At 63.4% G+C, this 21,882-nt stretch carries 23 protein-coding genes; 11 read left to right on the top strand and 12 right to left on the bottom strand.

What is annotated here, in order from left to right; genetic code table 11:
- The 4 genes from EUB48_RS17980 to EUB48_RS17965 are packed head-to-tail and all read right to left on the bottom strand — an operon-like array spanning position 1 to position 2,899.
- Entirely contained in the window at positions 1 to 1,203 is a 1,203-nt protein-coding gene (locus EUB48_RS17980) for a vWA domain-containing protein (RefSeq protein ID WP_142820403.1), read from the bottom strand.
- A 13-nt stretch (positions 1,204 to 1,216) separates the two neighbouring features.
- Entirely contained in the window at positions 1,217 to 1,810 is a 594-nt protein-coding gene (locus EUB48_RS17975; RefSeq protein ID WP_142820402.1) for a GNAT family N-acetyltransferase, read from the bottom strand.
- A 1-nt stretch (position 1,811) separates the two neighbouring features.
- The gene (locus EUB48_RS17970) at positions 1,812 to 2,042 is read right to left on the bottom strand and encodes a hypothetical protein (RefSeq protein WP_142820401.1); all 231 of its coding nucleotides are present in this window, start codon (positions 2,040 to 2,042) and stop codon (positions 1,812 to 1,814) included.
- 14 nt (positions 2,043 to 2,056) lie between these two features.
- Complete coding sequence (locus EUB48_RS17965) at positions 2,057 to 2,899, bottom strand: AAA family ATPase (protein WP_142820400.1); 843 nt, start codon at positions 2,897 to 2,899, stop codon at positions 2,057 to 2,059.
- A gap of 102 nt (positions 2,900 to 3,001) precedes the next feature.
- Between EUB48_RS17965 and EUB48_RS17960 the strand changes: the two genes are divergently transcribed.
- The gene (locus EUB48_RS17960; protein ID WP_142820399.1) at positions 3,002 to 3,673 is read left to right on the top strand and encodes a c-type cytochrome; all 672 of its coding nucleotides are present in this window, start codon (positions 3,002 to 3,004) and stop codon (positions 3,671 to 3,673) included.
- A 172-nt stretch (positions 3,674 to 3,845) separates the two neighbouring features.
- On the opposite strand, the gene EUB48_RS17955 is transcribed toward EUB48_RS17960, so the two are convergent.
- Complete coding sequence (locus EUB48_RS17955; RefSeq protein WP_142820398.1) at positions 3,846 to 4,280, bottom strand: DUF1841 family protein; 435 nt, start codon at positions 4,278 to 4,280, stop codon at positions 3,846 to 3,848.
- A 103-nt stretch (positions 4,281 to 4,383) separates the two neighbouring features.
- On the opposite strand from EUB48_RS17955, the gene EUB48_RS17950 reads away from it, so the two are divergent.
- On the top strand, positions 4,384 to 4,605 hold the full coding sequence (locus EUB48_RS17950; RefSeq protein ID WP_142820397.1) for a hypothetical protein: 222 nt from the start codon (positions 4,384 to 4,386) through the stop codon (positions 4,603 to 4,605).
- A gap of 19 nt (positions 4,606 to 4,624) precedes the next feature.
- Here the strand turns inward: EUB48_RS17950 and EUB48_RS17945 are convergent, their stop codons facing one another.
- Positions 4,625 to 5,428, bottom strand: coding sequence for an IclR family transcriptional regulator domain-containing protein (locus EUB48_RS17945; RefSeq protein WP_142820396.1), 804 nt, complete (start codon positions 5,426 to 5,428; stop codon positions 4,625 to 4,627).
- A gap of 132 nt (positions 5,429 to 5,560) precedes the next feature.
- Here EUB48_RS17945 and EUB48_RS17940 point away from each other — a divergent pair, with 132 nt between their 5' ends.
- The 3 genes from EUB48_RS17940 to pcaF are packed head-to-tail and all read left to right on the top strand — an operon-like array spanning position 5,561 to position 8,188.
- Positions 5,561 to 6,265, top strand: a complete 705-nt coding sequence (locus EUB48_RS17940; protein ID WP_142820395.1) for a 3-oxoacid CoA-transferase subunit A — start codon at positions 5,561 to 5,563, stop codon at positions 6,263 to 6,265.
- A 54-nt stretch (positions 6,266 to 6,319) separates the two neighbouring features.
- Positions 6,320 to 6,964: a 3-oxoacid CoA-transferase subunit B gene (locus EUB48_RS17935; protein WP_142820394.1), complete on the top strand. Its 645-nt coding sequence runs from the start codon at positions 6,320 to 6,322 to the stop codon at positions 6,962 to 6,964.
- An 18-nt stretch (positions 6,965 to 6,982) separates the two neighbouring features.
- Positions 6,983 to 8,188: a 3-oxoadipyl-CoA thiolase gene (gene pcaF / locus EUB48_RS17930; protein WP_142820393.1), complete on the top strand. Its 1,206-nt coding sequence runs from the start codon at positions 6,983 to 6,985 to the stop codon at positions 8,186 to 8,188.
- A gap of 176 nt (positions 8,189 to 8,364) precedes the next feature.
- Here pcaF and EUB48_RS17925 read toward each other — a convergent pair whose 3' ends face one another.
- Together EUB48_RS17925 and EUB48_RS17920 are read right to left on the bottom strand one after the other, a co-directional pair.
- On the bottom strand, positions 8,365 to 11,325 hold the full coding sequence (locus EUB48_RS17925) for a DEAD/DEAH box helicase family protein (RefSeq protein ID WP_142820392.1): 2,961 nt from the start codon (positions 11,323 to 11,325) through the stop codon (positions 8,365 to 8,367).
- Positions 11,322 to 13,532, bottom strand: a complete 2,211-nt coding sequence (locus EUB48_RS17920; protein ID WP_142820391.1) for a site-specific DNA-methyltransferase — start codon at positions 13,530 to 13,532, stop codon at positions 11,322 to 11,324. Before EUB48_RS17920 ends, EUB48_RS17925 begins: the two co-directional genes overlap by 4 nt.
- 102 nt (positions 13,533 to 13,634) lie before the next feature.
- On the opposite strand from EUB48_RS17920, the gene EUB48_RS17915 reads away from it, so the two are divergent.
- From EUB48_RS17915 to EUB48_RS17905, 3 genes are all read left to right on the top strand, one after another.
- Positions 13,635 to 14,060, top strand: coding sequence for an XRE family transcriptional regulator (locus EUB48_RS17915; protein WP_142820390.1), 426 nt, complete (start codon positions 13,635 to 13,637; stop codon positions 14,058 to 14,060).
- 137 nt (positions 14,061 to 14,197) lie between these two features.
- Positions 14,198 to 14,971 (top strand): hypothetical protein, encoded by a 774-nt coding sequence (locus EUB48_RS17910; protein WP_142820389.1) that lies wholly within the window; start codon positions 14,198 to 14,200, stop codon positions 14,969 to 14,971.
- Between the two features lie 26 nt (positions 14,972 to 14,997).
- On the top strand, positions 14,998 to 15,444 hold the full coding sequence (locus EUB48_RS17905) for a hypothetical protein (RefSeq protein ID WP_210411659.1): 447 nt from the start codon (positions 14,998 to 15,000) through the stop codon (positions 15,442 to 15,444).
- Positions 15,445 to 15,527: 83 nt separating this feature from the next.
- On the opposite strand, the gene kefC is transcribed toward EUB48_RS17905, so the two are convergent.
- Positions 15,528 to 17,375: a glutathione-regulated potassium-efflux system protein KefC gene (gene kefC / locus EUB48_RS17900; RefSeq protein ID WP_142820387.1), complete on the bottom strand. Its 1,848-nt coding sequence runs from the start codon at positions 17,373 to 17,375 to the stop codon at positions 15,528 to 15,530.
- Positions 17,376 to 17,490: 115 nt separating this feature from the next.
- On the opposite strand from kefC, the gene EUB48_RS17895 reads away from it, so the two are divergent.
- On the top strand, positions 17,491 to 17,946 hold the full coding sequence (locus EUB48_RS17895; protein ID WP_142820386.1) for a MaoC family dehydratase: 456 nt from the start codon (positions 17,491 to 17,493) through the stop codon (positions 17,944 to 17,946).
- A 109-nt stretch (positions 17,947 to 18,055) separates the two neighbouring features.
- Here the strand turns inward: EUB48_RS17895 and EUB48_RS17890 are convergent, their stop codons facing one another.
- Positions 18,056 to 18,367 carry a DUF4148 domain-containing protein gene (locus tag EUB48_RS17890; protein WP_142820385.1) on the bottom strand — a complete coding sequence of 104 codons (312 nt, stop codon included), beginning with the start codon at positions 18,365 to 18,367 and terminating at the stop codon, positions 18,056 to 18,058.
- Positions 18,368 to 18,584: 217 nt separating this feature from the next.
- On the opposite strand from EUB48_RS17890, the gene EUB48_RS17885 reads away from it, so the two are divergent.
- Positions 18,585 to 19,535: a LysR family transcriptional regulator gene (locus EUB48_RS17885; protein WP_142820384.1), complete on the top strand. Its 951-nt coding sequence runs from the start codon at positions 18,585 to 18,587 to the stop codon at positions 19,533 to 19,535.
- A gap of 59 nt (positions 19,536 to 19,594) precedes the next feature.
- Here the strand turns inward: EUB48_RS17885 and EUB48_RS17880 are convergent, their stop codons facing one another.
- On the bottom strand, positions 19,595 to 20,071 hold the full coding sequence (locus tag EUB48_RS17880) for a tRNA (cytidine(34)-2'-O)-methyltransferase (RefSeq protein ID WP_142820383.1): 477 nt from the start codon (positions 20,069 to 20,071) through the stop codon (positions 19,595 to 19,597).
- 107 nt (positions 20,072 to 20,178) lie between these two features.
- The gene (locus tag EUB48_RS17875; RefSeq protein WP_244618260.1) at positions 20,179 to 20,868 is read right to left on the bottom strand and encodes a ComF family protein; all 690 of its coding nucleotides are present in this window, start codon (positions 20,866 to 20,868) and stop codon (positions 20,179 to 20,181) included.
- Between the two features lie 76 nt (positions 20,869 to 20,944).
- On the opposite strand from EUB48_RS17875, the gene EUB48_RS17870 reads away from it, so the two are divergent.
- Positions 20,945 to 21,859, top strand: a complete 915-nt coding sequence (locus EUB48_RS17870) for a methyltransferase domain-containing protein (RefSeq protein ID WP_142820381.1) — start codon at positions 20,945 to 20,947, stop codon at positions 21,857 to 21,859.
- Positions 21,860 to 21,882 lie beyond the last annotated feature (23 nt).

Here is a 21,882-nt window from a genome sequence, read left to right as displayed (position 1 = left end):
CTATTTTGACAGCAGGCGCATGGCCTCTTCGAGCCCCTTGAGGGTCAGCGGGTACATGCGATGGCTGACTAGTTGCTGGATCACGCTGATGCTCTGGCGGTACTGCCACACGCCCTGCGGCTCGGGGTTGATCCAGACGAACTTGGGGAAGGCATTGGTCAGGCGCTGCATCCACTCGGCGCCGGCCTCCTCGTTGTTGTACTCCACGCTGCCGCCCGGCTGCAGGATCTCGTACGGACTCATGGTCGCGTCGCCGATGAAGATCAGCTTGTAGTCCTTGTTGTACTTGCGGATGATGTCCCAGGTGGCGAACTTTTCGCTGAAGCGGCGCCGGTTGTTCTTCCACATGAAGTCGTACACGCAGTTGTGGAAGTAATAGAACTCCATGTGCTTGAACTCGGTCTTGGTGGCCGAGAACATTTCTTCCACGCGTGCGATGTGCTCGTCCATGGTGCCGCCCACGTCCATCAGCAGCAGCACCTTCACGTTGTTGTGGCGCTCGGGACGCATCTTGATGTCCAGCCAGCCGGCGTTGGCGGCCGTCTTGCTGATGGTCTCGTCCAGGTCCAGCTCTTCCTCGTGGCCTTCGCGCGCGAACTTGCGCAGGCGGCGCAGCGCGATCTTGATGTTGCGGGTGCCCAGCTCCTGGCTGTCGTCGTAGTCCTTGTAGGCGCGCTGGTCCCAGACCTTGACGGCGCTCTTGTTGCGGCTCTTGTCCTGCCCGATTCGAATGCCCTGCGGGTTGTAACCATAGGCGCCGAACGGCGAGGTGCCGCCCGTGCCGATCATTTTGCTGCCGCCCTCGTGGCGCTCCTTCTGCTCTTCGAAACGTTTTTTGAGCGTTTCCATCAGCTCGTCCCAGCCCATCTTCTCGATCCTGGCCTTCTCTTCGGCGCTGAGTTCGAGCTCGAGGTTCTTGCGCAGCCATTCGAGCGGGATGTCCTTGGTGAAGTCGGCAATCAGCTCCACACCCTTGAAGTAGGCCGCAAAGGCGCGGTCGAATTTGTCGTAATGCTTTTCGTCCTTCACCAGCGCAGTGCGGCTGAGGTAGTAGAAGTCGTCGATCTTGTAGCCGCTGCCGTCCGCGTTGTCGCTGGCCGGCCCCACGACCCCCATCTGGAGGGCCTCGAGCAGCGTCAGGTATTCCTTGACAGAGACGGGCAGCTTGGCCGAGCGCAGGGAGTAGAAGAAGTCGATCAGCATGGTGCCTGTCCTCCTAGCGGGGCTTGTCCAGCAGGTACAGCAATTGGGTGCGCACTTCGGGCCACTCGCCGCTGCGCAGGCTGTACATCACGGTGTCGCGGATGCTGCCGTCGCGGCGCAGCGCGTGGCCGCGAATCACGCCGTCCTTGCGCGCGCCCAGGCGTTCGATGGCGCGTTGCGAGGCATGGTTGAAGTTGTCGGTGCGCCAGCCCACTACGTGGCATTGCAGCGTCTCGAAAGCGTGGGTGAGCATCAGCAGCTTGCAGGTGGTGTTGACGTGGGTGCGCTGGCAGCACTTCGCGTACCAGGTCCAGCCGATTTCCACGCGGCGTATGGGGGGCACGATGTCGTGGTAACTGGTGCTGCCCAGCACCGTGCCTGTGGCCTCCTCGGTCACAGCAAAGGCGAAGCGATTCCCGGCCTCGCGCATGGCCAGCGCGTCCGCAATGTACTGGCGTGTCTGGCCGGGCTCCGGCACGGACGTGACGCGGATGCGCCAGAGTTCGCCGTCCGCGGCAGCGGCGCGCAGGCCTTCTTCATGATCCAGCGACAACGGCACCAGCCGGATGCCGCGTGCCGCCAGCGTGGTGGATTCCACGAATGCCATCTCAGTTCTCCGGGGCGTTCTGGTTGCGGGAGGCGGCACGCCAGCGCCGCGCCAATTGCAGTCCCATGCCGCCACCCAGGCCAACCAGCACGATGCCGAAAACGGTCGCGGTTTCGTAACCCGGTGCCAGCGGGTCAAGGCCGATCACCCTGGCAAGGCCGTAGCCCAGCAGCGCGCCGCCGACAAAGCCGATGGCGTCCGACAGGCCTTCGATCCACAGCGGCTTGTGCATGGCAGCGCGGGTGCTCAGCGGTTGTGCCGCTGCATGAACACCAGTTTCTCGAACAGGGTCACGTCCTGCTCGTTCTTGAGCAACGCGCCCACCAGCGGTGGCACCGCCACCTTGTCTTCCTTGCTTTGCAGGACTTCGAGCGGAATGTCCTCGGCCACCAGCAGCTTGAGCCAGTCGAGCAGCTCGCTGGTCGAGGGTTTCTTCTTCAGGCCCGGCAGGTTGCGCACGTCGTAGAAGGTTTTCATGGCGGCCGTGAGCAGCTCTTTCTTGAGGCCGGGGAAGTGCACGTCCACGATCAGCTTCATGGTGTCGGCGTCGGGGAACTTGATGTAGTGGAAGAAGCAGCGGCGCAGGAACGCGTCGGGCAATTCCTTCTCGTTGTTCGAGGTAATGAACACCAGTGGGCGGTTCTTCGCGCGGACCAGCTCGCGCGTCTCGTAGCAATAGAACTCCATGCGGTCGATCTCGCGCAGCAGGTCGTTCGGGAACTCGATGTCGGCCTTGTCGATCTCGTCGATCAAGAGCGCCACCGGTTCATCGGCCGTGAAGGCCTGCCACAGCACGCCCCGGACGATGTAGTTGTGGATGTCTTTGACCTTCTCGTCGCCGAGCTGCGAGTCGCGCAGCCGGCTCACCGCGTCGTATTCATACAGGCCCTGCTGCGCCTTGGTGGTGGACTTGATGTGCCACTGCAGGAGCGGCATGTTCAGGGCCTGCGCCACTTCTTCGGCCAGCATGGTCTTGCCGGTGCCGGGTTCGCCCTTCACGAGCAGCGGGCGCTTGAGGGTGATGGACGCGTTGACGGCCAGCATCAGGTCCTGGGTGGCGACGTAGTTCTGGGAGCCTTGAAACTTCATGGGGTATGCCGAGGCGAAGGTGTTGAATGGGGGTGGAGGTTGTGCCGCATATAATCGTTCGCTGATTACAGGCCCGAATTCTTACTGGATTGTGCGCGAAAAATGAACAAGTTGTTGACCGCCGTATTTGCCCTCGCTGTCGCTTGCGTGACCGCCACCGCCTCTGCCCAGGAAATCAAGGGCGATGCCGTCGCCGGCTCGAAAAAGGTGGCCATGTGCGTTGGCTGCCATGGCATCACGGGCTACAGGACCAGCTTCCCCGAGGTCTATCAGGTTCCGAAGATCGCGGGGCAGGGTGCCCAGTACATCGTGTCCGCCTTGAATCAGTACAAAAAAGGCGATCGCAAATTCCCCAGCATGCGCGCCATTGCCGCGTCGCTGAGTGACCAGGACATCGCCGATGTGGCGGCTTACTACAGCACGCTGGGTGTGGTGGCCGGCGCCACCTTGCCCGACAAGCCCAGCATTGAACCCAGTCCGAAAGTCGCGGCCATCCTGGCCAAGGCGAATTGCATTGCCTGCCATGGCGCCAATTTTGCCAAGCCCATCGATCCGACCTACCCCCAGCTCGCCGGACAGCATGCCAGCTACCTGTACGTGGCCCTGAAAGAGTACAAGGAGGGCAACAACAACCCCCACTTCGGCCGCGCCAACGCCATCATGGCAGGCATTGCCAAGCAGTTTTCCGATGCCGACCTCAAGGCGGTGGCGGAATACGTGGGATCCCTGGACGGCGACATCAAGACGGTGTCGGAATCCAGGTTCATCAAGTAGTCGCGTCCTGCCGTCAGGAAAAAGCCCGCATCCAGCGGGCTTTTTTGATGGTGAAAATTTCCTTTTTGCCCGCGTCGCTGACCCCCCGCTGCTGCCCTCGCCCAAAAGGGCACGGAGTCAGGTCGGGCGGTTCTCTCAAGCGCCGCGCGCAGCGACAAGCGTGAAGGCCACACTAGTCTCGCGTGGCGCGCCGCTGCACGCAGTCGATATAGGCCGCGCCATCGGGTGGGCGGCCCGAGCGCTGGCTCTCCCACATCATCCGGCCCAGGCATTCCATGGCCTCGTGGTGTGCGTCGTGCAGAGACTGGCGACGGCGGCTGAGCAGCTCCACCGCCTGGCGGATGCCGTGCGGCTGGTCGATGGAGCACTGCTCGCTGATCGACAGGTGCATCGATAAATGCAGGAACGGGTTGCTCTTGCCGCCTTCCACGTCGTAGGATTTTTCCAGCGCGCTATCGGCATCGGCCAGGTCGGCGTGGTACTCGGGATGCTCGTCGATCCACTGACTTGCTATGATTTCAATAGCTTCCAGTGCATGTCCCTGCTGGGCTTTGGCATAAACCGAGCAAAAGAAACGGCGGACATCGGCTTGGGACGGGCTGAACATGCGCAAAGCGTATCACGCACGAAGGCCCGGCGGCCGGCGCCATGACGCGCGGGTTTGCGGTTACCCTTGCCAGCTACCCCAACAACAAAACGAGGAGCTTCAAATGAACGTGACGCGCATCGCAGGTATCGTATTGATCGTGGCAGGTGTCGCGGGTCTTCTGTGGGGCAGCTTTAGCTACAACCAGGACACCACGGCGGCCAAGCTCGGCCCCTTGCAGCTGACGGTCAAGGAGCAAAAGACCGTCGATATCCCCAAGTGGCTGAGCCTGGGCGCGATCGCGCTCGGCGCCATCGTGCTGGTGCTGGGCGCGCGCAAGCCCTGACCTCCGGCAGCCTGGACGTTCAGGCGCGCTGGTTGCTGAGCAGGCGCGAGATCGCCTGGGCCGCTTCGAGCAGGGCCGGGCGCATGCTGTCCTGCATCACGCGCGCCGAGGTCCGGTTCGCCTGACCGCTGATGTTCAGCGCCGCCACCGTGCGGCCGGTCCGGTTGGTGATCGGCGCCGCGATGGAGATCAATCCCTCTTCGAGCTCCTGGTTCACCAGACACCAGCCCTGCCGGCGCGCCTGGTCGATTTGCGCCAGCACGTCGTCGGTATCGGTCAGCGTGTGCCGGGTCAGCGACTGGATCTTCGAGGCGGCCAGAATCTTGCGCACCTGCGCCTGTGGCGCATCGGCCAGCAGCATACGCCCCATGGAGGTGCAATAAGCCGGCAGGCGCGAGCCCACGCCGAGCGAAATGCTCATGATCTTGTGCGTCGATACGCGCAGCACATACACGATGTCGGTGCCTTCCAGCACGGCGGCAGAGCTGGACTCCTTGATCTGCTCCACCAGGCCCTCCATCACCGGCTCGGCCAGGTTCCAGATCGGCATCGACGACAGGTAGGCAAAGCCGAGGTCGAGAATGCGCGGCGTCAGGCGGAAGTATTTGCCGTCGGTCTCCACATAACCCAGGGTCAAGAGCGTGAGCAAGATGCGCCGCGCCCCGGCGCGCGTGAGCCCGCTGCGCGCGGCGACCTCAGTCAAGGTTTGCTGCGGAGCCTGCGCGCTGAAGGAGCGGATCACCTCCAGCCCGCGCGCGAACGACTGCACATAGCTGTCGCCGGGCTGCGGTGTTTTCGCGGCGGCGGATTGAGCGGTTGCCATGGTCGTATAAATCTCCTAGAATTCATTATACGAACATATGTTCTTATTATGAACAAATAGGATGAACCCGCCAGCCAGATTGGCGAAGCGGGTCAGACCGGCCACCCTCAGTCCCCTTTTTGGAGATTTTTCTTGATCAACAAGATCGCCGCTTCCGTGGCCGACGCGCTGGCGGACGTGAGAGACGGCGCCACCGTCATGATTGGCGGCTTCGGCACGGCCGGCATTCCCGATGAACTCATAGCCGGCCTGATCGCGCAGGGGGCCAAAGACCTGACCGTGGTCAACAACAACGCCGGCAATGCCGACGTCGGGCTGGCGGCGATGCTCAAGGCGGGGCGCGTGCGCAAGATCATCTGCAGCTTTCCGCGCCAGGCCGACTCGTATGTGTTCGACGAGCTGTACCGCAGTGGCAAGATCGAGCTCGAACTGGTGCCGCAGGGCAACCTGGCCGAGCGCATCCGCGCGGCCGGCGCGGGCATCGGCGCCTTCTTCACGCCCACGGGCTACGGCACCGAACTCGCCAAGGGTAAGGAAACCCGCGAGATCAACGGCAAGCACTACGTGCTGGAGCTGCCGATCTACGGCGATGTGGCGCTCATCAAGGCCGAGTGCGGCGACCGCTGGGGCAACCTGACCTACCGCAAGGCCGCGCGCAATTTCGGCCCCGTGATGGCGATGGCCGCGAAGAAAACCGTGGCCACGGTGCACGAGATTGTCGAGCTGGGCGGGATGAACCCGGAGCACATCGTGACGCCCGGCATCTTCGTGCACCAGATCGTGAAGATCGACCGTGTCGCGACGCAGGCCGGCGGCTTCAAGCAGGCCGTGGCGTGAGCATCCTTCGTCAATATCTGAATAAAATCGGCCTGCAGCCCAAGGAAACTCTGCATGAGTAGCTATCAAAAACGCAGCAAAGACCAGCTCGCCGCGCGGGTGGCGCAAGACATTGACGAGGGCTCTACGGTGAACCTCGGCATCGGCATGCCGACGCTGGTGGCCAACCACATCCCCGCCAGCCGCGAAGTCATCCTGCACAGCGAAAACGGCATTCTCGGCATGGGCCCGGCGCCGGCCGCAGGCGAGGAAGACTACGACCTGATCAACGCCGGCAAGCAGCCGGTCACGCTGAGGCCCGGCGGCGCGTTTTTCCACCATGCCGACAGCTTTGCCATGATGCGCGGCGGCCATCTGGGCATCTGCGTGCTGGGTGCGTTCCAGGTCAGCGCCACGGGCGACCTGGCCAACTGGCATACCGGCGCGCCCGACGCCATTCCCGCGGTCGGCGGCGCGATGGACCTGGCCATTGGCGCACGCCAGACCTGGGTCATGATGGATCTGCTCACCAAAAAGGGCGAGAGCAAGATCGTCAAAACCTGCACCTATCCGCTGACCGGCATCGCCTGCGTGAAACGGATCTATTCCGAACTGGCCACGCTAGCCTGCACGCCCCAAGGCCTCAAACTGATTGATAAAGTCGAAGGCTTGGCGCACGCCGAACTCGAAAAGCTGGTCGGCCTTTCGATCCAGCCCTAACCCAACCAGGAGATTCCCATGTCAAACCAGGCCTTTATCTGCGACGCCGTCCGCACCCCCTTTGGCCGCTACGGCGGCGCCTTGAGCAGCGTGCGCACCGACGACCTCGGTGCGATCCCTTTGAGGGCGCTGATGACGCGCAACCCGAAGGTGGACTGGCAGGCCGTCACCGACGTCCTCTACGGCTGCGCGAACCAGGCCGGCGAAGACAACCGCAACGTGGCGCGCATGGCCAGCCTGCTGGCGGGCCTGCCGATCGATGTGCCGGGCGCCACCATCAACCGCCTGTGCGGCTCTGGGCTCGACGCGCTGGGCAGCGCGGCGCGCGCCATCAAGGCGGGCGAGGCCAGCCTGATGATTGCGGGCGGGGTCGAGAGCATGAGCCGCGCGCCCTTCGTGATGCCGAAAGCCGAGAGCGCCTTCAGCCGCGCCAATGCGGTGTACGACACGACCATCGGCTGGCGCTTCATCAACAAGCTGATGAAGACGCAATACGGCGTGGACTCGATGCCCGAGACGGCGGAGAATGTCGCCACCGATTACAAGATCAGCCGCCAGGACCAGGACAAGATGGCGCTGGCCTCGCAGCTCAAGGCCGTGGCGGCGCAGAAGTCGGGCTATTTCGACGCCGAGATCACCCCCGTAACCATTGCCCAGAAAAAGGGCGACCCGGTCGTGGTGAGCAAAGACGAGCACCCGCGTGACACCTCGATGGAGGTGCTGGCCAAGCTCAAACCCATCGTGCGTGCCGACGGCACCATCACCGCGGGCAACGCCAGCGGCGTCAACGACGGCGCCTGCGCACTGTTGCTGGCCGACGAAGCCAGCGCCGCCAGGCATGGCCTCACGCCGCGGGCACGCGTCGTCGGCATGGCGACGGCGGGCGTGGCCCCGCGCATCATGGGCATGGGGCCCGCGCCGGCCTCGCAAAAGGTGCTGGCACTGACCGGCCTGACGATTGCGCAGATGGATGTGATCGAGCTCAACGAAGCCTTCGCCGCGCAGGGCCTGGCGGTGCTGCGCCAGCTCGGCGTGCCCGACGACGACCCGCGCGTCAACCCGAACGGCGGCGCGATTGCGCTGGGCCATCCGCTCGGCGCTTCCGGTGCGCGCCTGGCCACTACGGCCGTGAATCAGCTGCTCAAGAGCGGTGGCCGCTACGCGCTGTGCACCATGTGCATCGGCGTGGGGCAGGGCATTGCGGTGATCTTGGAACGGGTCTGAGTTTTCAGGAACGGCGGCGCATCGGCTCCCGTGCTGTTTTGCCGTTGCGTTGATGCCGGCACGTTCCTCACAGGCGTCAAGCTACTTTGGGACGGGTTCCACTGAGAGAGTTAGATTGCTCCTGATTTAGGAGCGGCTTGTACAGACTGCACAAGGGCTGAAGCGTGATTTGATGCCTAAATGAGCCTTTCCTGTAGCGAGGCATCCGCCAGCGGCCTGAGCCGCGCATAGTCCAGCAGCCCGGCCAGACGCGCGCCTTTACCCTGCCATTCCACCACCACGTTCTCTGCGAGCAGCACATAGTGCCAGGGCAGGCCGCTGCGCTGGTCGGCGCTCAGCCCGTTGATGCGTTCGCACCAGGCCACGGCGGCTTTCAGCTTGCGCTGCACGTTCGGGTGGATGGTTTGCTGCTGCGCCTTGGTCTCCACCAAATACACGGCGTCTGCGGTTCGCACCAGAAAGTCGGGCGAGTAGAACGCCGGCAGACCATCGTCCTTCACATAGCGCAGCCGCGCGAACGTGTGGCGGTTTTCGCTGATCTTGCAGAAGGCCTGCACCTGCGTGTCGGCCTGTGCCCAGTGAATGAAGGTGCGCTCCAGGCCGCCGCTCTGCGCCGGCCAGGCCAGTCGCGTGTAGATGCACTTGCTGACCTCCACCGAATGGCTCTCGCGCACCATCAGCCGTGGTACTTCGCTCAAATGCCGAAGATGGACCTCGGTTTGGCCCATCACATGCTTTTGCTCCGATTCGAGCAATGCCACGGCAAACACCTTGGTGATGTGGTCCACCACTGGCTGCAGCAGCAAGACGCGCCAGTTCTCACCGTCAAGCGGGTTGAACGTGGCGCCGAACAGTTGGGTCCAGATGTAGTCGTCCAGCCAGCCGGTCAGCTCGGCCGTATTCACCTGCAGGTAAGGCTTGGCCAGATGCGTCGCCACCTTGTTGCCCTTGGGCAGTGGCTCGCTCAGTGCCTGGCTGATGCGTCGCGTCAGGCGCGCCAGGTAGTCGTTGTAGCCGCCCACGTTCATCACCGCGCCATCGACCCGATAGTCGCCAAACAGCGTGGCGCTCTGCAGATCCTGCGAAATGAAGGTGTCGCCCTTGCCCAGCAACCCGCTGAGCTGTTCGACTGTCATGGCCGTGAAGGTGGGCAGGGGCGCTAGGTCCAGTGCGTGATGGTCGCGTACTTCATCGGCTTCGCGCAGGATGAACGGGATGCCGAAGTCGAACGCTTCAAAGCCCTCGCGCAGCTCGGCGGCGATCACGTCGCCGGTCGCGCTGGTGTCGTCCATGTCGTCGCCGGTCGCGCCCGCCAAGCCTTCCTGGATCAAGTCGTCGTAGAAAGACTGGAAGGCTGGGTGTTCCACGATCGACAGCACATCGAGCAGGCTGCCCGGCTCCTGCCCGGCGTTGATGCGTTCACGGTTTTCACGCTTCAGATCGGTGTATTCATCATCGCGCCACATCAGCCGCAGGCCGCGGCCAATGGTCTGCTCCAGCAGAATCTGGGCCTGCGAGGTACGCAGCGGCACGATCACGCAGATGTTGTTCACGTCGAAGCCCTCGCGCAACATCAGCACGCTGACGATCACGCGCGGGCTGGCGTGCCGGTCTACGCTGAACAGGCGCTCGCGCAGCGGCGCCCAGTCTTTCTCGCCCAGTTCGGCCTTCTTGCCGGAGTCGATGGTCATGACGTCATCTGGCGTCAAGCCCTCGTCTTGGAGAAAGGCATTGACCAGCGGCGAGACCGTGGTGTCCTCGCACACCACCAGCATCTTCGGATGGCGTGCGGGGTCGAGCCGCGCAAAGTCGGCTTCGAGCTTGCGCAGTTTTTTCAGGCCTGCCCGCAGCATCACGCGCTGGCCTTCGCTCAGTATCGGATTGCCGTCGTCGTCGCGCTCGGCCTTGAACTCCAGCGGCAGCGCGCCGATCTCCTTGCGTCGGTCCAGCACCAGCGACTTGACCAGCCCCGCGCGCATGGCATCCTTCAGGTCGAAGTCCGTGATGATGTGCGGGAAGTAGAGCTTGCGTTTGTTCTTGCCGCTGCCCACGTCGTTGTAGGGCGTGGCCGAGAAGTCCACCTGCACGAAGCGCCGGCCCTTGCTTTCGGCGATGCGGGACAGGCTCTTTTGCCATTCGACCTCGGTGGTTTCTCCCTCGCGCTTGAACTCGTGAATATGGTGTGCCTCGTCGTTGAACACCATCAGCTCCGGCAGTTGGGCCAGAAACTCCAGCACATTGCCGCGTGCATAACGCCGGTCCAGCACGTCCAGACTGTTGCCGGTCGCACGACCGGGCGTGAGCGGCAGCACGGCGTCGATCACCTGCTGTGGCTCCAGCGGCGCGCCCAGGGCTTCGACTTCTTCAATTTCTTCCGGCACCTCGCCCTCGGCCAGCAAATGCCAGTTGGTGATGGCGACCATGCCGTTGCCCGTGGCTTTCAGACCGATCTCGGCCTTGCCGCAGACATTGCCGCGCACGAAGGCAAACACCGTCTCGCGGTACGCGTCGGGGATGAACAGGTCGGCGAATTGGGCGATGTCGGACGTGGCGAAGTCGCGCGAGCCGTTGCCGTTTTCAATGAGCTTGCCGCAGAACGCATCCAGCAGCCGCTCATAGACGATTAGCCCCGGCGCCACCACCATGAACTGGCGCGTGAAGCGCGCATCGTCCAGTCCTTCAGCCAGCGCTGCCGTCTTGTTGAGCAACTGCCAGATCAGCAGCGCCTGCAGTACCCAGGTCTTGCCGGCGCCGGTCGCCATCTTGAAGCAGTACTTGGGGTGTGCATGCTTGTCCTGCGCTACCTCGCCCAGCCGCGTGCCGGCCAGCAGCGCATCGGGCGCGCAAGCGCGGTACAGGTCCAGCAATGTCCAGTGCGCGTGGCCTTGGCCCAGCACCTCGTGCGCGACGATCGCGTTCAGAATCGCCTGCTTCTGCCCGGTATGAAATTTCAGCCCGCCGCGTGCTAGCACCATGTCTTCGCCAAACCACCACTGCAATAGTTCAGCTGTGGTCGGCGTGACCAGTTCCAGAATGTCGGCCGCGCCCGATTCGAGGCCAAGGCAGAGCTGGTTTGTTTTGGCGGTGAGACCTGCGGAAAGCGCCAGTTGCTCGTTGGCCTTGGTGGTGCCGCTCATGCCATACCCACCATGGTGACGACTTCGGCCTCGAAGCCAAACACGTCGACCACGCGCACGCAGACCTTGCGCGGGCCGGGCTTGACTGGGGTCGTCACCACCGCTTGCGTCACCACTCGCAGCGAATCCGCATCGTTCGCGGTGTTGCCCCGGTAGTCCTGCCAGACCGATCTGAACACTTTGCCGTCATAGTCCGGGTCCACCGCCCAGTATTCGATCAAGGCCAGCGGCTCGGCATTGGCCACCTGCTGCAGCTTGGCGCGGTTGGCGTCGTCGAGGTTGATGGCCTCGGGCGAGAGCAGCACGTAGTTCTTGAGCCGCACCGTCAGCGTTTCCTGCATCAACTCCCTCCCCTCTTGGGGGACGGCAGGGGTGGGGGCTCCCCGCTCCACCGGATGAATCGTCAGGTATTGCAGCGACGAGAACCGCACCTGCCCGCGCAGCTTGTCCAGTCCGCCTTTTTTCTTGAGCCGGTCCATCAGGTCGGGCGGAATCACCAGTACTTCGAGGCGTGAATCGTTCAGCGCCGTGATGGTCTCGCCAATCGAGGGCTCGAAGTTCCAGCCCAGCACCACCACACGGTCCCAGCCGCCCAGCAGGTTGTCGCGCTGGGCGATGGCTTTCTTGAGCGTGGCCGCACCGGTGAGCTTGTTCGGCGAATCGGCCAGCACCAGCGTCTTGCTGCTCTTGCCCGAGCCACCAAACGCCATGCCAGCAATCTGCCCCAGATTGCGCTGCGGGTTGACGTCCGGCGGCAGCGGCAGCGCGCCGTACAGCGACAGCACGATCTGCGACAGGTCGCCGATGCGAAAATCGCGCCCCAGCGTGGCCTTGGCTGCTTCCACCTGGTAGTCGCCGATGGCCTGATAGAGAAAGGGCTTGGCGTCCTGGTCGATCAGCCGCTTGCGCATGATCATGCAGGCGGGCTTGCCGAGGTCGGTGGTGATCCAGCGGCGGTTGAGCTTTTCGGCTACTGCGGCTGTGGTGCCGGAACCGCCGAAGAAATCTGCGACTAAGGCCCCTTCCTGAGTACTCAGAGACAGTACGCGCTCAAGTAGAGCCTTGGGCTTTTGCGTGTCGAAGTCAAGCCGCTCATTTGCTACGGGATTGATAACAAAAACGTCAGTCCACAAGTTTTGAACCGGCTGCCCTTCATACTCATCAAGAAATATTTTTCTGTAAATCCGATCACCTTGATCACGTGGCGGAAAGTAGAGTTTTCCTCGCGCGTCCCATTCCTGCATCACATCAAGAGCTATCGACCAACCATTTTTTGGTGGTGTGTAGCCTTTGTAATCGTAAATAAGGTTAGGTCTTGGATTCGGACTCACGATGGGCGATTTCATGTATCGCTTACCCGTGGCCTCATCGATGTTCGTAAACCGCTCCTCAATGTATCTTTTGACGTCTGGCGTATCTCTTGCATAAATTGGATTGACGGTATAGGAGTCACTTTTCGCATACCAATACAAGTAGTCTGTCACTACGCCAAGGCGGTTTGACGGATTCGCGCTACCGCCTTTGCGTTTCCAGATAATTTCATTAATCAAGTGATCTCTGCCAAATACCTCATCCATCACCATCTTCACGTAATGCCCCACATGCCAGTCCAGATGCACATAAATCGAGCCGGTATCTGCCAGCAGCTCGCGCATCAGGATCAGCCGAGGCGTGATCATGGCCAGGTAGGAGGCCGTGCCGTCGCTCCAAGTGTCGGAGTAAGCGAACTGCTCGATCACCGTGGGCTTTTGCTCCAACTCTACGCCGGGTAATGTGACCTTGGTGCGGTAGTCGGCCTTGCTGTCAAACGGCGGGTCGATATAGATCAGATCGACCTTGCCGCGCAGGCTGGGCGTGTGCTCGTCGCCCGCCAGCAGCGCGGCCATGGCCAGCAGGTTGTCGCCGTAGATCAGGCGGTTGGTCCAAGGCTGCCCTTCGATCAGTTCAGGGCGAACGGATACATCATCCAGCAGGGGCTGTGGGTTGGCCAGCAGGCTGGCCTGGCCGGGTGCAAATACTTCCCGCTGTGCTGCGCGGCCCTGGGCCGTGACCCAGTCCTGCGCCGCGCTGTCTTTGGCGGGCAGTACCACTTCACGTGTTTGCAGCGTGACGCGCTGGCGGCTTTCAATGCTTTCAAGGATGCGCTCGGCGGTCTTGCGTCCTGTGGCGACGATCTCGGGTAGTTGTTCGAGCAGGGATTTGGGCATGAAAGCGGAATGATTCAGATGAGCGTGACTGAAAAGTACGTTTAAAACGTAACTATCAGTTCATGTTACCTGAACGAGCACAAGGATCACTAGCGTGACTACATGGATGACGCCAAGGCTCAATTTGCGGAACGGTTACGTGAGGCCATGACGGCTGCGGGCTACGACCCCAAACCCGCGGTGCTGGAGCGCGAGTTCAACACCCGTTACTGGGGACGGCCGATGACGCTGCATGGCGTGCGGCGCTGGCTACGCGGCGAAACACTGCCCAGCCAGGAAAAACTGTTGGTGCTGGCCGAGTGGCTGGGGGTGCCGCCGCAACGGTTGCGCTTTGGTGAGGATGTGACGAGCCAGATACAGCGCCGCCGTGCGCGCTGGGATAGTGGTATCGGTTACCAGGATCGTGACATTTTTGAGGCGTTTCTCAAGCTGCCGGTGCCGCAGCGCAAACTCATCCGCGAGGTGATCCTGACCTTTGCCAAGGTGCACGCCGCACAGAATTCCGCGAAGGCCGATGCCGCTGTGTGAATTGACGGGGTTTGTGCCGAGGTTACTCACGTTTCGATAGCAAGAGGCCTATGTTTGGTATGGGCTTGAATCGTTTTTTAGTTCAAAATTGCAGGCAGGAGTAAAGTCCGGACTGAAGCCCTAAAATCCCTTTATTCATGGAAGCCCAACGCATTACTGTTGCATTGATCGACCGCTCGGCTGGTTTTGAAACCAGTCCCGAGCGTGTACGTCTGGGCGATTTGGCGAATTTTTCTGCCGATGTCGCCACTTTTTTGCGCGGGGAGGGCAAGGAGATAGACACAAGCGCACTGGAGGTGGCCATCAAACATGGTTCGCTGGCCATTGAAACCGCGCCCGTGCCGATGGCTCCCCGGTTGTTCAGTGATTTGCGCGCCTTATTGAATAGCGAGTTGCTGGACGGCGTGGATGTCAAGCGGCGCGAGGTCATGGAACGCTGGCAGAAGGCCGCCCGCCATACGCGCGAACTGGCCTATCGCATCGCAGCCCCTTTTCTGGATCGCCCCATCTTGGTGAGCGCTGAGTCTGACTATCACGCCGACGACGCGGACCAGTGGGTACAGGTGGAGCGTTACGTTCGCGGCGAGATTCAGGATTTGGGCGGCGTGACGAAGGCTAACGCGCATGTGCGGCTCCCCGATGGCAGCACTCTAAAAGTGACGGCTGAGCGTGAAGTCTTGCGTGATGACACGGTGAACCGCCTATACAAGACGGCCATGTTGCGCATTCGGGCTGAATACAACGTGCTTACGCGCGAATTGCGCAACGCCAGACTCGTGGCGTTTGTGGAGTACACCACGCATGTTGATGAAGAGGCGCTGTCGCGTCTCACACGCCGCGGAGCTCAAGCCTGGAAAGATGTGCCCGATGCAACGGCCTGGGTCGATGAGTTGCGCGGGGGTGCTCATTGAACAGCGTCTTGCTGGATACGAGCTTCTTGATCAGCTTCAGCGATCCGGCGCGTGCCCACCACACGGTTGCGGTTCAGTACTACCGTGAATGTGTGCAAAGGCAGGTGCCGATGTACCTGTCCACCATCGTGATTTCAGAATTTCAGGTCAAGCAGGCCATCAACGATCTGCCTTTACGCAATTTTGTAGTGCTGCCGTTCAATGTGGACCATGCCATGAGGTGCGGGCTCCTGATTCGTGATCTGGCCCGAGACCCTTCCGACGATCGCGTGCGGGTCAAGGACGACTTCAAGTTGATGGCGCAATGTGACTGCGAGGGAATCGGTCACGTGATTAGTGAAGATGCGAGCACCTTGGCCAAGTATCTTGACCGTTCCCGCGAGAGTGGCGCTGTTTCCGCAAAAGTAGTTTTACTACGCAACGGGTTTGATTCAACGTGGTTTGAAAACGGCCAGACGCGGCTGGTGCCCTGACATCTGGAATGAGTTTTTGCTATTGAATAAATAGCTATCTGTCTTCGCCCCGCATGGGCTTCTGGTTGATTTGATGCTGAACTTCAGCTGCCAGCCACCCCCTGTACCTCGCGCTGCGCCTGCTGCTCGCGTTGCGCCTGCTGCGCGCGCTCCGCGGCCAGCTGTTCCTCGAACTGCTGGCGCCCGCGCTTGACCACCGCGATCAGCTTGGCGCGATCCTTGTAGTACGGGTGCATCTCCTCGAACAGCGCCAGGTTGTGCTCGCGAAAGCGCCGGGCGCTCTGGCGCGCCGCCTCTGAAGTCTGACCCAGCAGTTCCAGCACGGTGCGCGCGCTGCGCAGGCTGGACTCGAACAGCTCGCGCTCGACCCGCATCACGCCGCGGTCGCGCAACTGGTTCCAGTGGGTGACATCTCTGGCACGGGCCACCACTTCCAGCTGCGGGAAGTGCTCGTGCAGCAGATCGACAATTTCCAGCGACTGCTCCACCCCATCGACCGCCAGCACGAAAATTTTGGCCTGGGCCGCGCCGGCGGTGCGCAGCAGGTCGAGCCGGGTCGCGTCGCCATAGAACACCTTGGAGCCGAAGGCGCGCGCCGCCTCGATCATCTCGGCATCGTGGTCCAGCACGGTGGCGGGGATGCCTTCGGCGGCCAGCACGCGCCCGACGATCTGCCCGTAACGGCCGAAGCCCGCGATGATGATGGGCGCGCTCTGCGGCTCCGAGATTTCTTCCAGCACCGGCACATTGCAGTTCGCGTAGCGCGGCAGCAGCCATTTGTCGACAGCCACCAGCAACAGCGGACTCAGCAGCATGGATAGCGCCACGGCGCCGATCAGGAGCGAGGCGGTCTCGGGCGCAAACACGTGGGCACCGGCCGCGGCCTGGAACACGACGAAGGCAAACTCGCCGCCCTGCGCCAGAAGGAGCGTGAACACCGGGCGCTCCTGGAACGGCACGTCCATGGCACGCGCCAGTGCCCAAATCACCACCAGCTTGAGCGCCAGAAAGCCGAACAGGATGGCCGCCATCAGGCCCGGTGACTTGAGCAGCACGCCAAAGTCGATGCTCATGCCCACCGCCATGAAGAACAGCCCGAGCAGCAGGCCCTTGAACGGCTCGAGGTCGGTTTCCAGCTCACGCCGGTACTCGCTCTCGGCCAGCAGCACGCCGGCCAGAAAGGCGCCCAGCGCCATGGACAGGCCCACGAACTGCATCAGGGCCGCGATGCCGACGACCAGCAGCAGCGAGGCCGCGGTAAAAATCTCGGGCGTCTCGCTGCGCGCGATCCAGCGCAACAGCGGGCGCAGCAGCAACCGGCCACCGAGGATGATGCCGCCGATGACGGCTACGATTTTGATAGCCTCCAGTGTCCGGTGGGTCACGGCGACTGCCTCATTGGGCTCCGTCACCACGGCGAGCAGCGGCAGCAGCGCCAGGATCGGAATGGCGGCCACGTCCTGGAACAGCAGGATGGAGAAGCCGGCCTGCCCGCTGCTGGTGCGCAGCAGGTTGCGCTCGCCCATCACCTGTAGCGCAATCGCGGTGCTGGACAGCGCCAGTCCGAGCCCGATCACCACGGCCGTCTGCCAGCGCACGCCGAAGGCCACGGCCGTGGCGCCGATGGCCAGCGCACAGATCAGCACCTGGGCGCTGCCCCAGCCAAAAATCGGGCGGCGCAGGCTCCACAGGCGATCCGGTTCGAGCTCCAGCCCGACCAGGAACAGCATCAGCACCACGCCGAATTCGGCAAAGTGCAGGATGTCCTGCACATTCGTCACCAGCCCCAGTCCCCAGGGGCCGATCGCGATGCCCGCGACCAGGTAACCGATGATGGCGCCCAGGCCCAGCGCGCGCGACAGCGGCACCACCACAACGGCGGCGGCCAGGTAGATGAAGCTGTTGGTGAGCCAGGCGGGCGCGTGTTCCATGGTGGTGTTCCGGTCTTGTGGTGGTGGACGCTATGAGTGCGGATTAAGCCACCGCCCGACCCGGCGTGTCACGGGCTGGACATCGCGGGCACGCCCCAGCCCTTACAGTGACGCCATGAAAACCTTTCAAACCCTTTCCGAACTGGCGTCCCTGGTGGGCCAGGAAGTCGCGGTCAGCGACTGGATCACCATTACGCAGCAGCAGGTCAACCTGTTCGCCGAGGCGACGGGCGATCACCAGTGGATTCATGTGGACGTGGAAAAAGCCAAGGCGGGCCCGTTCGGCGGCCCGATTGCGCACGGGTTTTTGACGCTGTCGCTGCTGCCGAGGTTTTTCGAGTCCTCGTTCGAGGTCGTGCAGTCGCGCATGGGCGTGAATTACGGGCTCAACAAGGTGCGCTTCATGGCGCCGGTGCCGGTCGGCAGCCGCCTGCGCGCGCGCATGAAGTTGCTGTCCAGCACGCCAATCGACAACGACGGCATCCAGATGACCTGGGAAGTGGCGATCGAGCGCGAGGGGCACGCCAAGCCGGTGTGCGTGGCCGAGTCGCTGTCGCGGCGCTATCCCTGAACGATCAACGCAGGCCCGGCTACCTGTAGCCGGAAAGAAAAAACCCGCAGCGGTTTCCCGCGCGGGCTTTTTTGCTGGCATGCGGGCTTCGGCACGCGCGGTCGGCTGACTACATCGAAGCTTCGCCGTGGGGGATCTGGCCAGCGCGCAGCGCCGCGATCGTCTGAGCGCGCACCGTGGCGCGGGCCAGCTCGGAGGTTGCCTTGGGGGCCTGTGCGGCGACGCGGTCGACTTCGCCGTTGTTGGGGTTGCGGGCCGCTGCAATGGCCTCAGCCTTGACTTCGGCCTTGACTTCAGCCGCGGGGCGCGTGGACTGGAACGGGCTGCGGTTCTGCAGGTTGAAGTCGGCGGGGCCGGCATGAGCGCCGATGCTGGCCAAGGCGGCAAAAGCGGTAGCGGTGAAAAGTTTGGTGGCGTTCATGATGAATTTCCTTTGGCAATGGTTAGACATTTCCGGGCAGGGCGGGCTCTGTTGAATGTCCCGTCTCGTCCAGCCTCGGTGAGTCGTCTCGTGGTTTCGGCTCATCGATGGCTGAACTATAGGGTAATTACTGACATCAATAAACGGCATGGTTATCAATTAACTATTCCCAATAATGAAATAATAGATGTCTTGAAACAACCCTGCAAAGGCACATATGGACCGACTTTTATCGATGCGGGTGTTCCAGCAGGTGGTTGATCAGGAGGGCTTCGCAGCAGCGGCACGCTCCCTGGGCATGTCGGCCGCCGCCGTGACCCGGCTGATCACCGATCTCGAGCAGCACCTGGGCACCCGGCTGCTGCAGCGCACCACGCGCAAGCTCTCGCTGACCGACGCGGGCCAGTCCTATCTCACGCGGGTGCGCAACATCCTGAGCGCCGTGGATGAGGCGGAGGCGTCCACGCGCGAGCAAACGGACGAGATGGCCGGGCTGCTGCGCGTGCACACCCAGCCGGTGATGGCCGTGTACATCCTGGCGCCGCTGGTGACCGAGTTCCGCCGCCGCTACCCGAAGGTGGTGCTGGACATCACGGTCGATTCGGTCGCGATGCCGCCGATTGAAGATTTCGACCTGACGATTCTGGGCGCTGGCGCCCATTACGACGCCAATGTGGTGGCGCGGCCCGTGATCGTGTCCGAAGGGCTGCTGTGCGCCTCAACGGACTATTTGCGCCGTGCCGGTACGCCGCGCGAGCCCGAGGACTTGCAGCACCACGCCTGCCTGCGGCTGCGCCAGACGGGCGACCGGCAACGCGAATGGCGGCTGATCAATCCGCAGGAGGCAGACCGTGAGGTGAACGTCGAGGTCACCCCGGCGCTGGTGGCAAATCACACCGACACCTTGCTGCGTGCGATGCTGGACGGGGCGGGCATCAGCGCGCAGCCGCTGGACCTGGTGGCGAACTACCTTCGCGACGGCCAGTTGCAGCGCGTGCTGGCGCCCTGGATCACCGGCCGCTTCACCCTGTATGCGGCGCTGCCCAGCCGCAAGTATGTGCCGGCCCGCGCCCGGGCCTTCATGGAGTTCCTGATCGAGCAGACGCGTCTGAAGGCCGCGCAGGCCGAGCAGAGCCGGCCCGCGGAGTCGGTTGAGCCAGCGCCATGACATAGGCGGCTGGGATGTGGCGACAGCCGTGTGGGGTGGCTGGCGCATGTCAGCCGCTGTCAACCCCCGGCGGCCGGGGCGAAGCGGTTTTGCCGCCAGGCCTCGAACACTGTCACCGCCACGGCGTTTGAGAGGTTCAGGCTGCGCTGGCCGACTTGCATGGGCAGCCGCAGGCACTGCGCAGGGTCAAAGGATGCCCGCAATGTCGGCGCCAGGCCCCGTGTTTCCGAGCCGAACACGAGCCAGTCGCCGGGCGCGAAAGCCACGTCGTAGGGGCTGCACGTAGCGTGCGTGGTCAGCGCGAACATGCGCTCGGGCGCCGGCCGTTCTGCGGCCACGAAGCTCGCCCAGTCGGCGTGCCGGCGCACCTGTGCGTACTCGTGGTAATCCAGCCCAGCGCGCCGCAGCAGCTTGTCGTCCATCGAAAACCCCAGCGGCTCGACCAGATGCAAGGTGCAGCCGGTGTTGGCCGCCAGCCGGATGATGTTGCCGGTGTTGGGCGGAATTTCGGGCTCGACCAGGACGATGTGAAACATGCGGTGATGTTAAGCCGCCGCCGGCCGCCGCGACGGGCCGCCCCGAGCAAGGCCAGCCCCCTCGGGGGGCAGCGCAGTACGCGAAGCGACAAGCGTGGGGGCCACCTTCAGCCCGGGTCATCGGTGCGGGCAACCACCAGCGCCGTGATGTGGGCGGCACCGGCCTGGCGCAGGACGTGCGCTGCGGCGTAAAGCGAGGCGCCGCTGGTCATCACGTCGTCGACCAGCACCACCCTCTGGTCGTGCACGCGCGCAGCGCGCAGGGGGTCCAGCGCGAACGCGCCCGCGACGTTGCGCTGGCGCTCGGCGCGCCCCAGCGGGCGTTGCGACGGCGTATCGCGAATGCGCAGCAGCAGCGCGCTATCGGTCTTGCCCGGCGCGAGCTCGCGCGCGAGTGCCAGCGCCTGGTTGAAGCCGCGTTCGCGCAGGCGCTCGCTCGACAGCGGCATGGGCAGCAGCAAATCGCAGCGCTCGAGCGCGGGCTCCACCCAGGGCGCGCTGCGCAAGAGCGTGGCAAGCGCCGCCGACAATCCAGGGTTGCTATTGAATTTATAGCTTGTGATGCAGTCCGACCAGGGGTAAGCGTAGGAAACGGCGGCGAAACAGGCATCCAGCGGGGGTGGCGATTTGAGGCATTCGCCGCATTCACGTGGTGCCCCGTCCCGGTACGGCGGCACGGGCAGCGCACAGGTGGGGCAGCGCGGCACCGGCTGGGCGAATCGCACCACGCAGGCTTCGCAGACTGGCTGCGCGGGCCACGCGCGGCACACCATGCACTGGCTCGGCAGTGTGGTCATTGCCCTGGTCAGCAAGTCGCGAAACATCAAGTCAATATACTCGCGACGCTGCCGCCTGCACGGCGCCCACGCTGCCATGTCTCAAGAACAATCACGCCCCCCCACGATCGACCCGCCCGCCGCCGCGCGCTGGGCCAGGGCCGCCCCGGCGCTGTCGCCCTGGCTGCACGAAGAGGTGGGGCGCCGCATGGAAGACCGCCTGCAGTGGATCAAGCTGCAGCCCACCCGGTGGGTGCACTGGGCGCCGGTGCGCGGTGGCCTGCAGACGCACGCGCTGCTCGCCCGCCGCTACCCGGGTGCTGAATGTTTTGTGGTTGAAGCCCAGGAACGGCGGGCGCAGGTGGCTATTAAATCAATAGTAAAGCCATGGTGGAATCCCGCCGGCTGGGCGGCCGCGCCCACCCGCTTCGAGATGCCGTCCGACGCCAGCGTGCAAATGCTCTGGGCCAACATGGCGCTGCACGACGCCGCCGCGCCCGAGGCGCTGATCGCGCAGTGGCATCGCGCGCTGGCGACCGACGGGTTCCTGATGTTTTCCTGTCTCGGGCCGGACACCCTGCGCGAACTGCGCGGCCTGTACCAGGCGCTGGGCTGGCCCCCCGCGGGCCACGAGTTCACCGATATGCACGACTGGGGCGACATGCTGGTGCATGCCGGCTTTGCCGAGCCGGTGATGGACATGGAGCGCATCACGCTCACCTACGAGACCCCGGCGCGACTGTTGCAGGACTTGCGCGAACTCGGCCGCAATCTGCATCCACAGCGTTTTGCGGCGCTGCGGGGACGGCGCTGGCAGCAACAGCTGGAGCGCGAGATGGCTGCGCGGCTGGCCGATCCGCAGCAAGAGGGCCGGCTGGCGCTGACCTTCGAGATCATCTACGGCCATGCCCTCAAGCCGGCGCCGCGCCTGACGATCCGGCCGGAAACCTCCCTCTCGCTCGATGAAATGCGCGCGGCGCTGCAGCAGCGCAAAAGGGCGGCCCAGGCTTGACCGCAGCGCGCTCTACCGACGCA

Origin of the sequence: Rhodoferax sediminis, from assembly GCF_006970865.1 — a bacterium.
GTDB lineage: Bacteria > Pseudomonadota > Gammaproteobacteria > Burkholderiales > Burkholderiaceae_C > Rhodoferax_A > Rhodoferax_A sediminis.
This window is presented reverse-complemented; position numbering and strand designations above follow the sequence as displayed.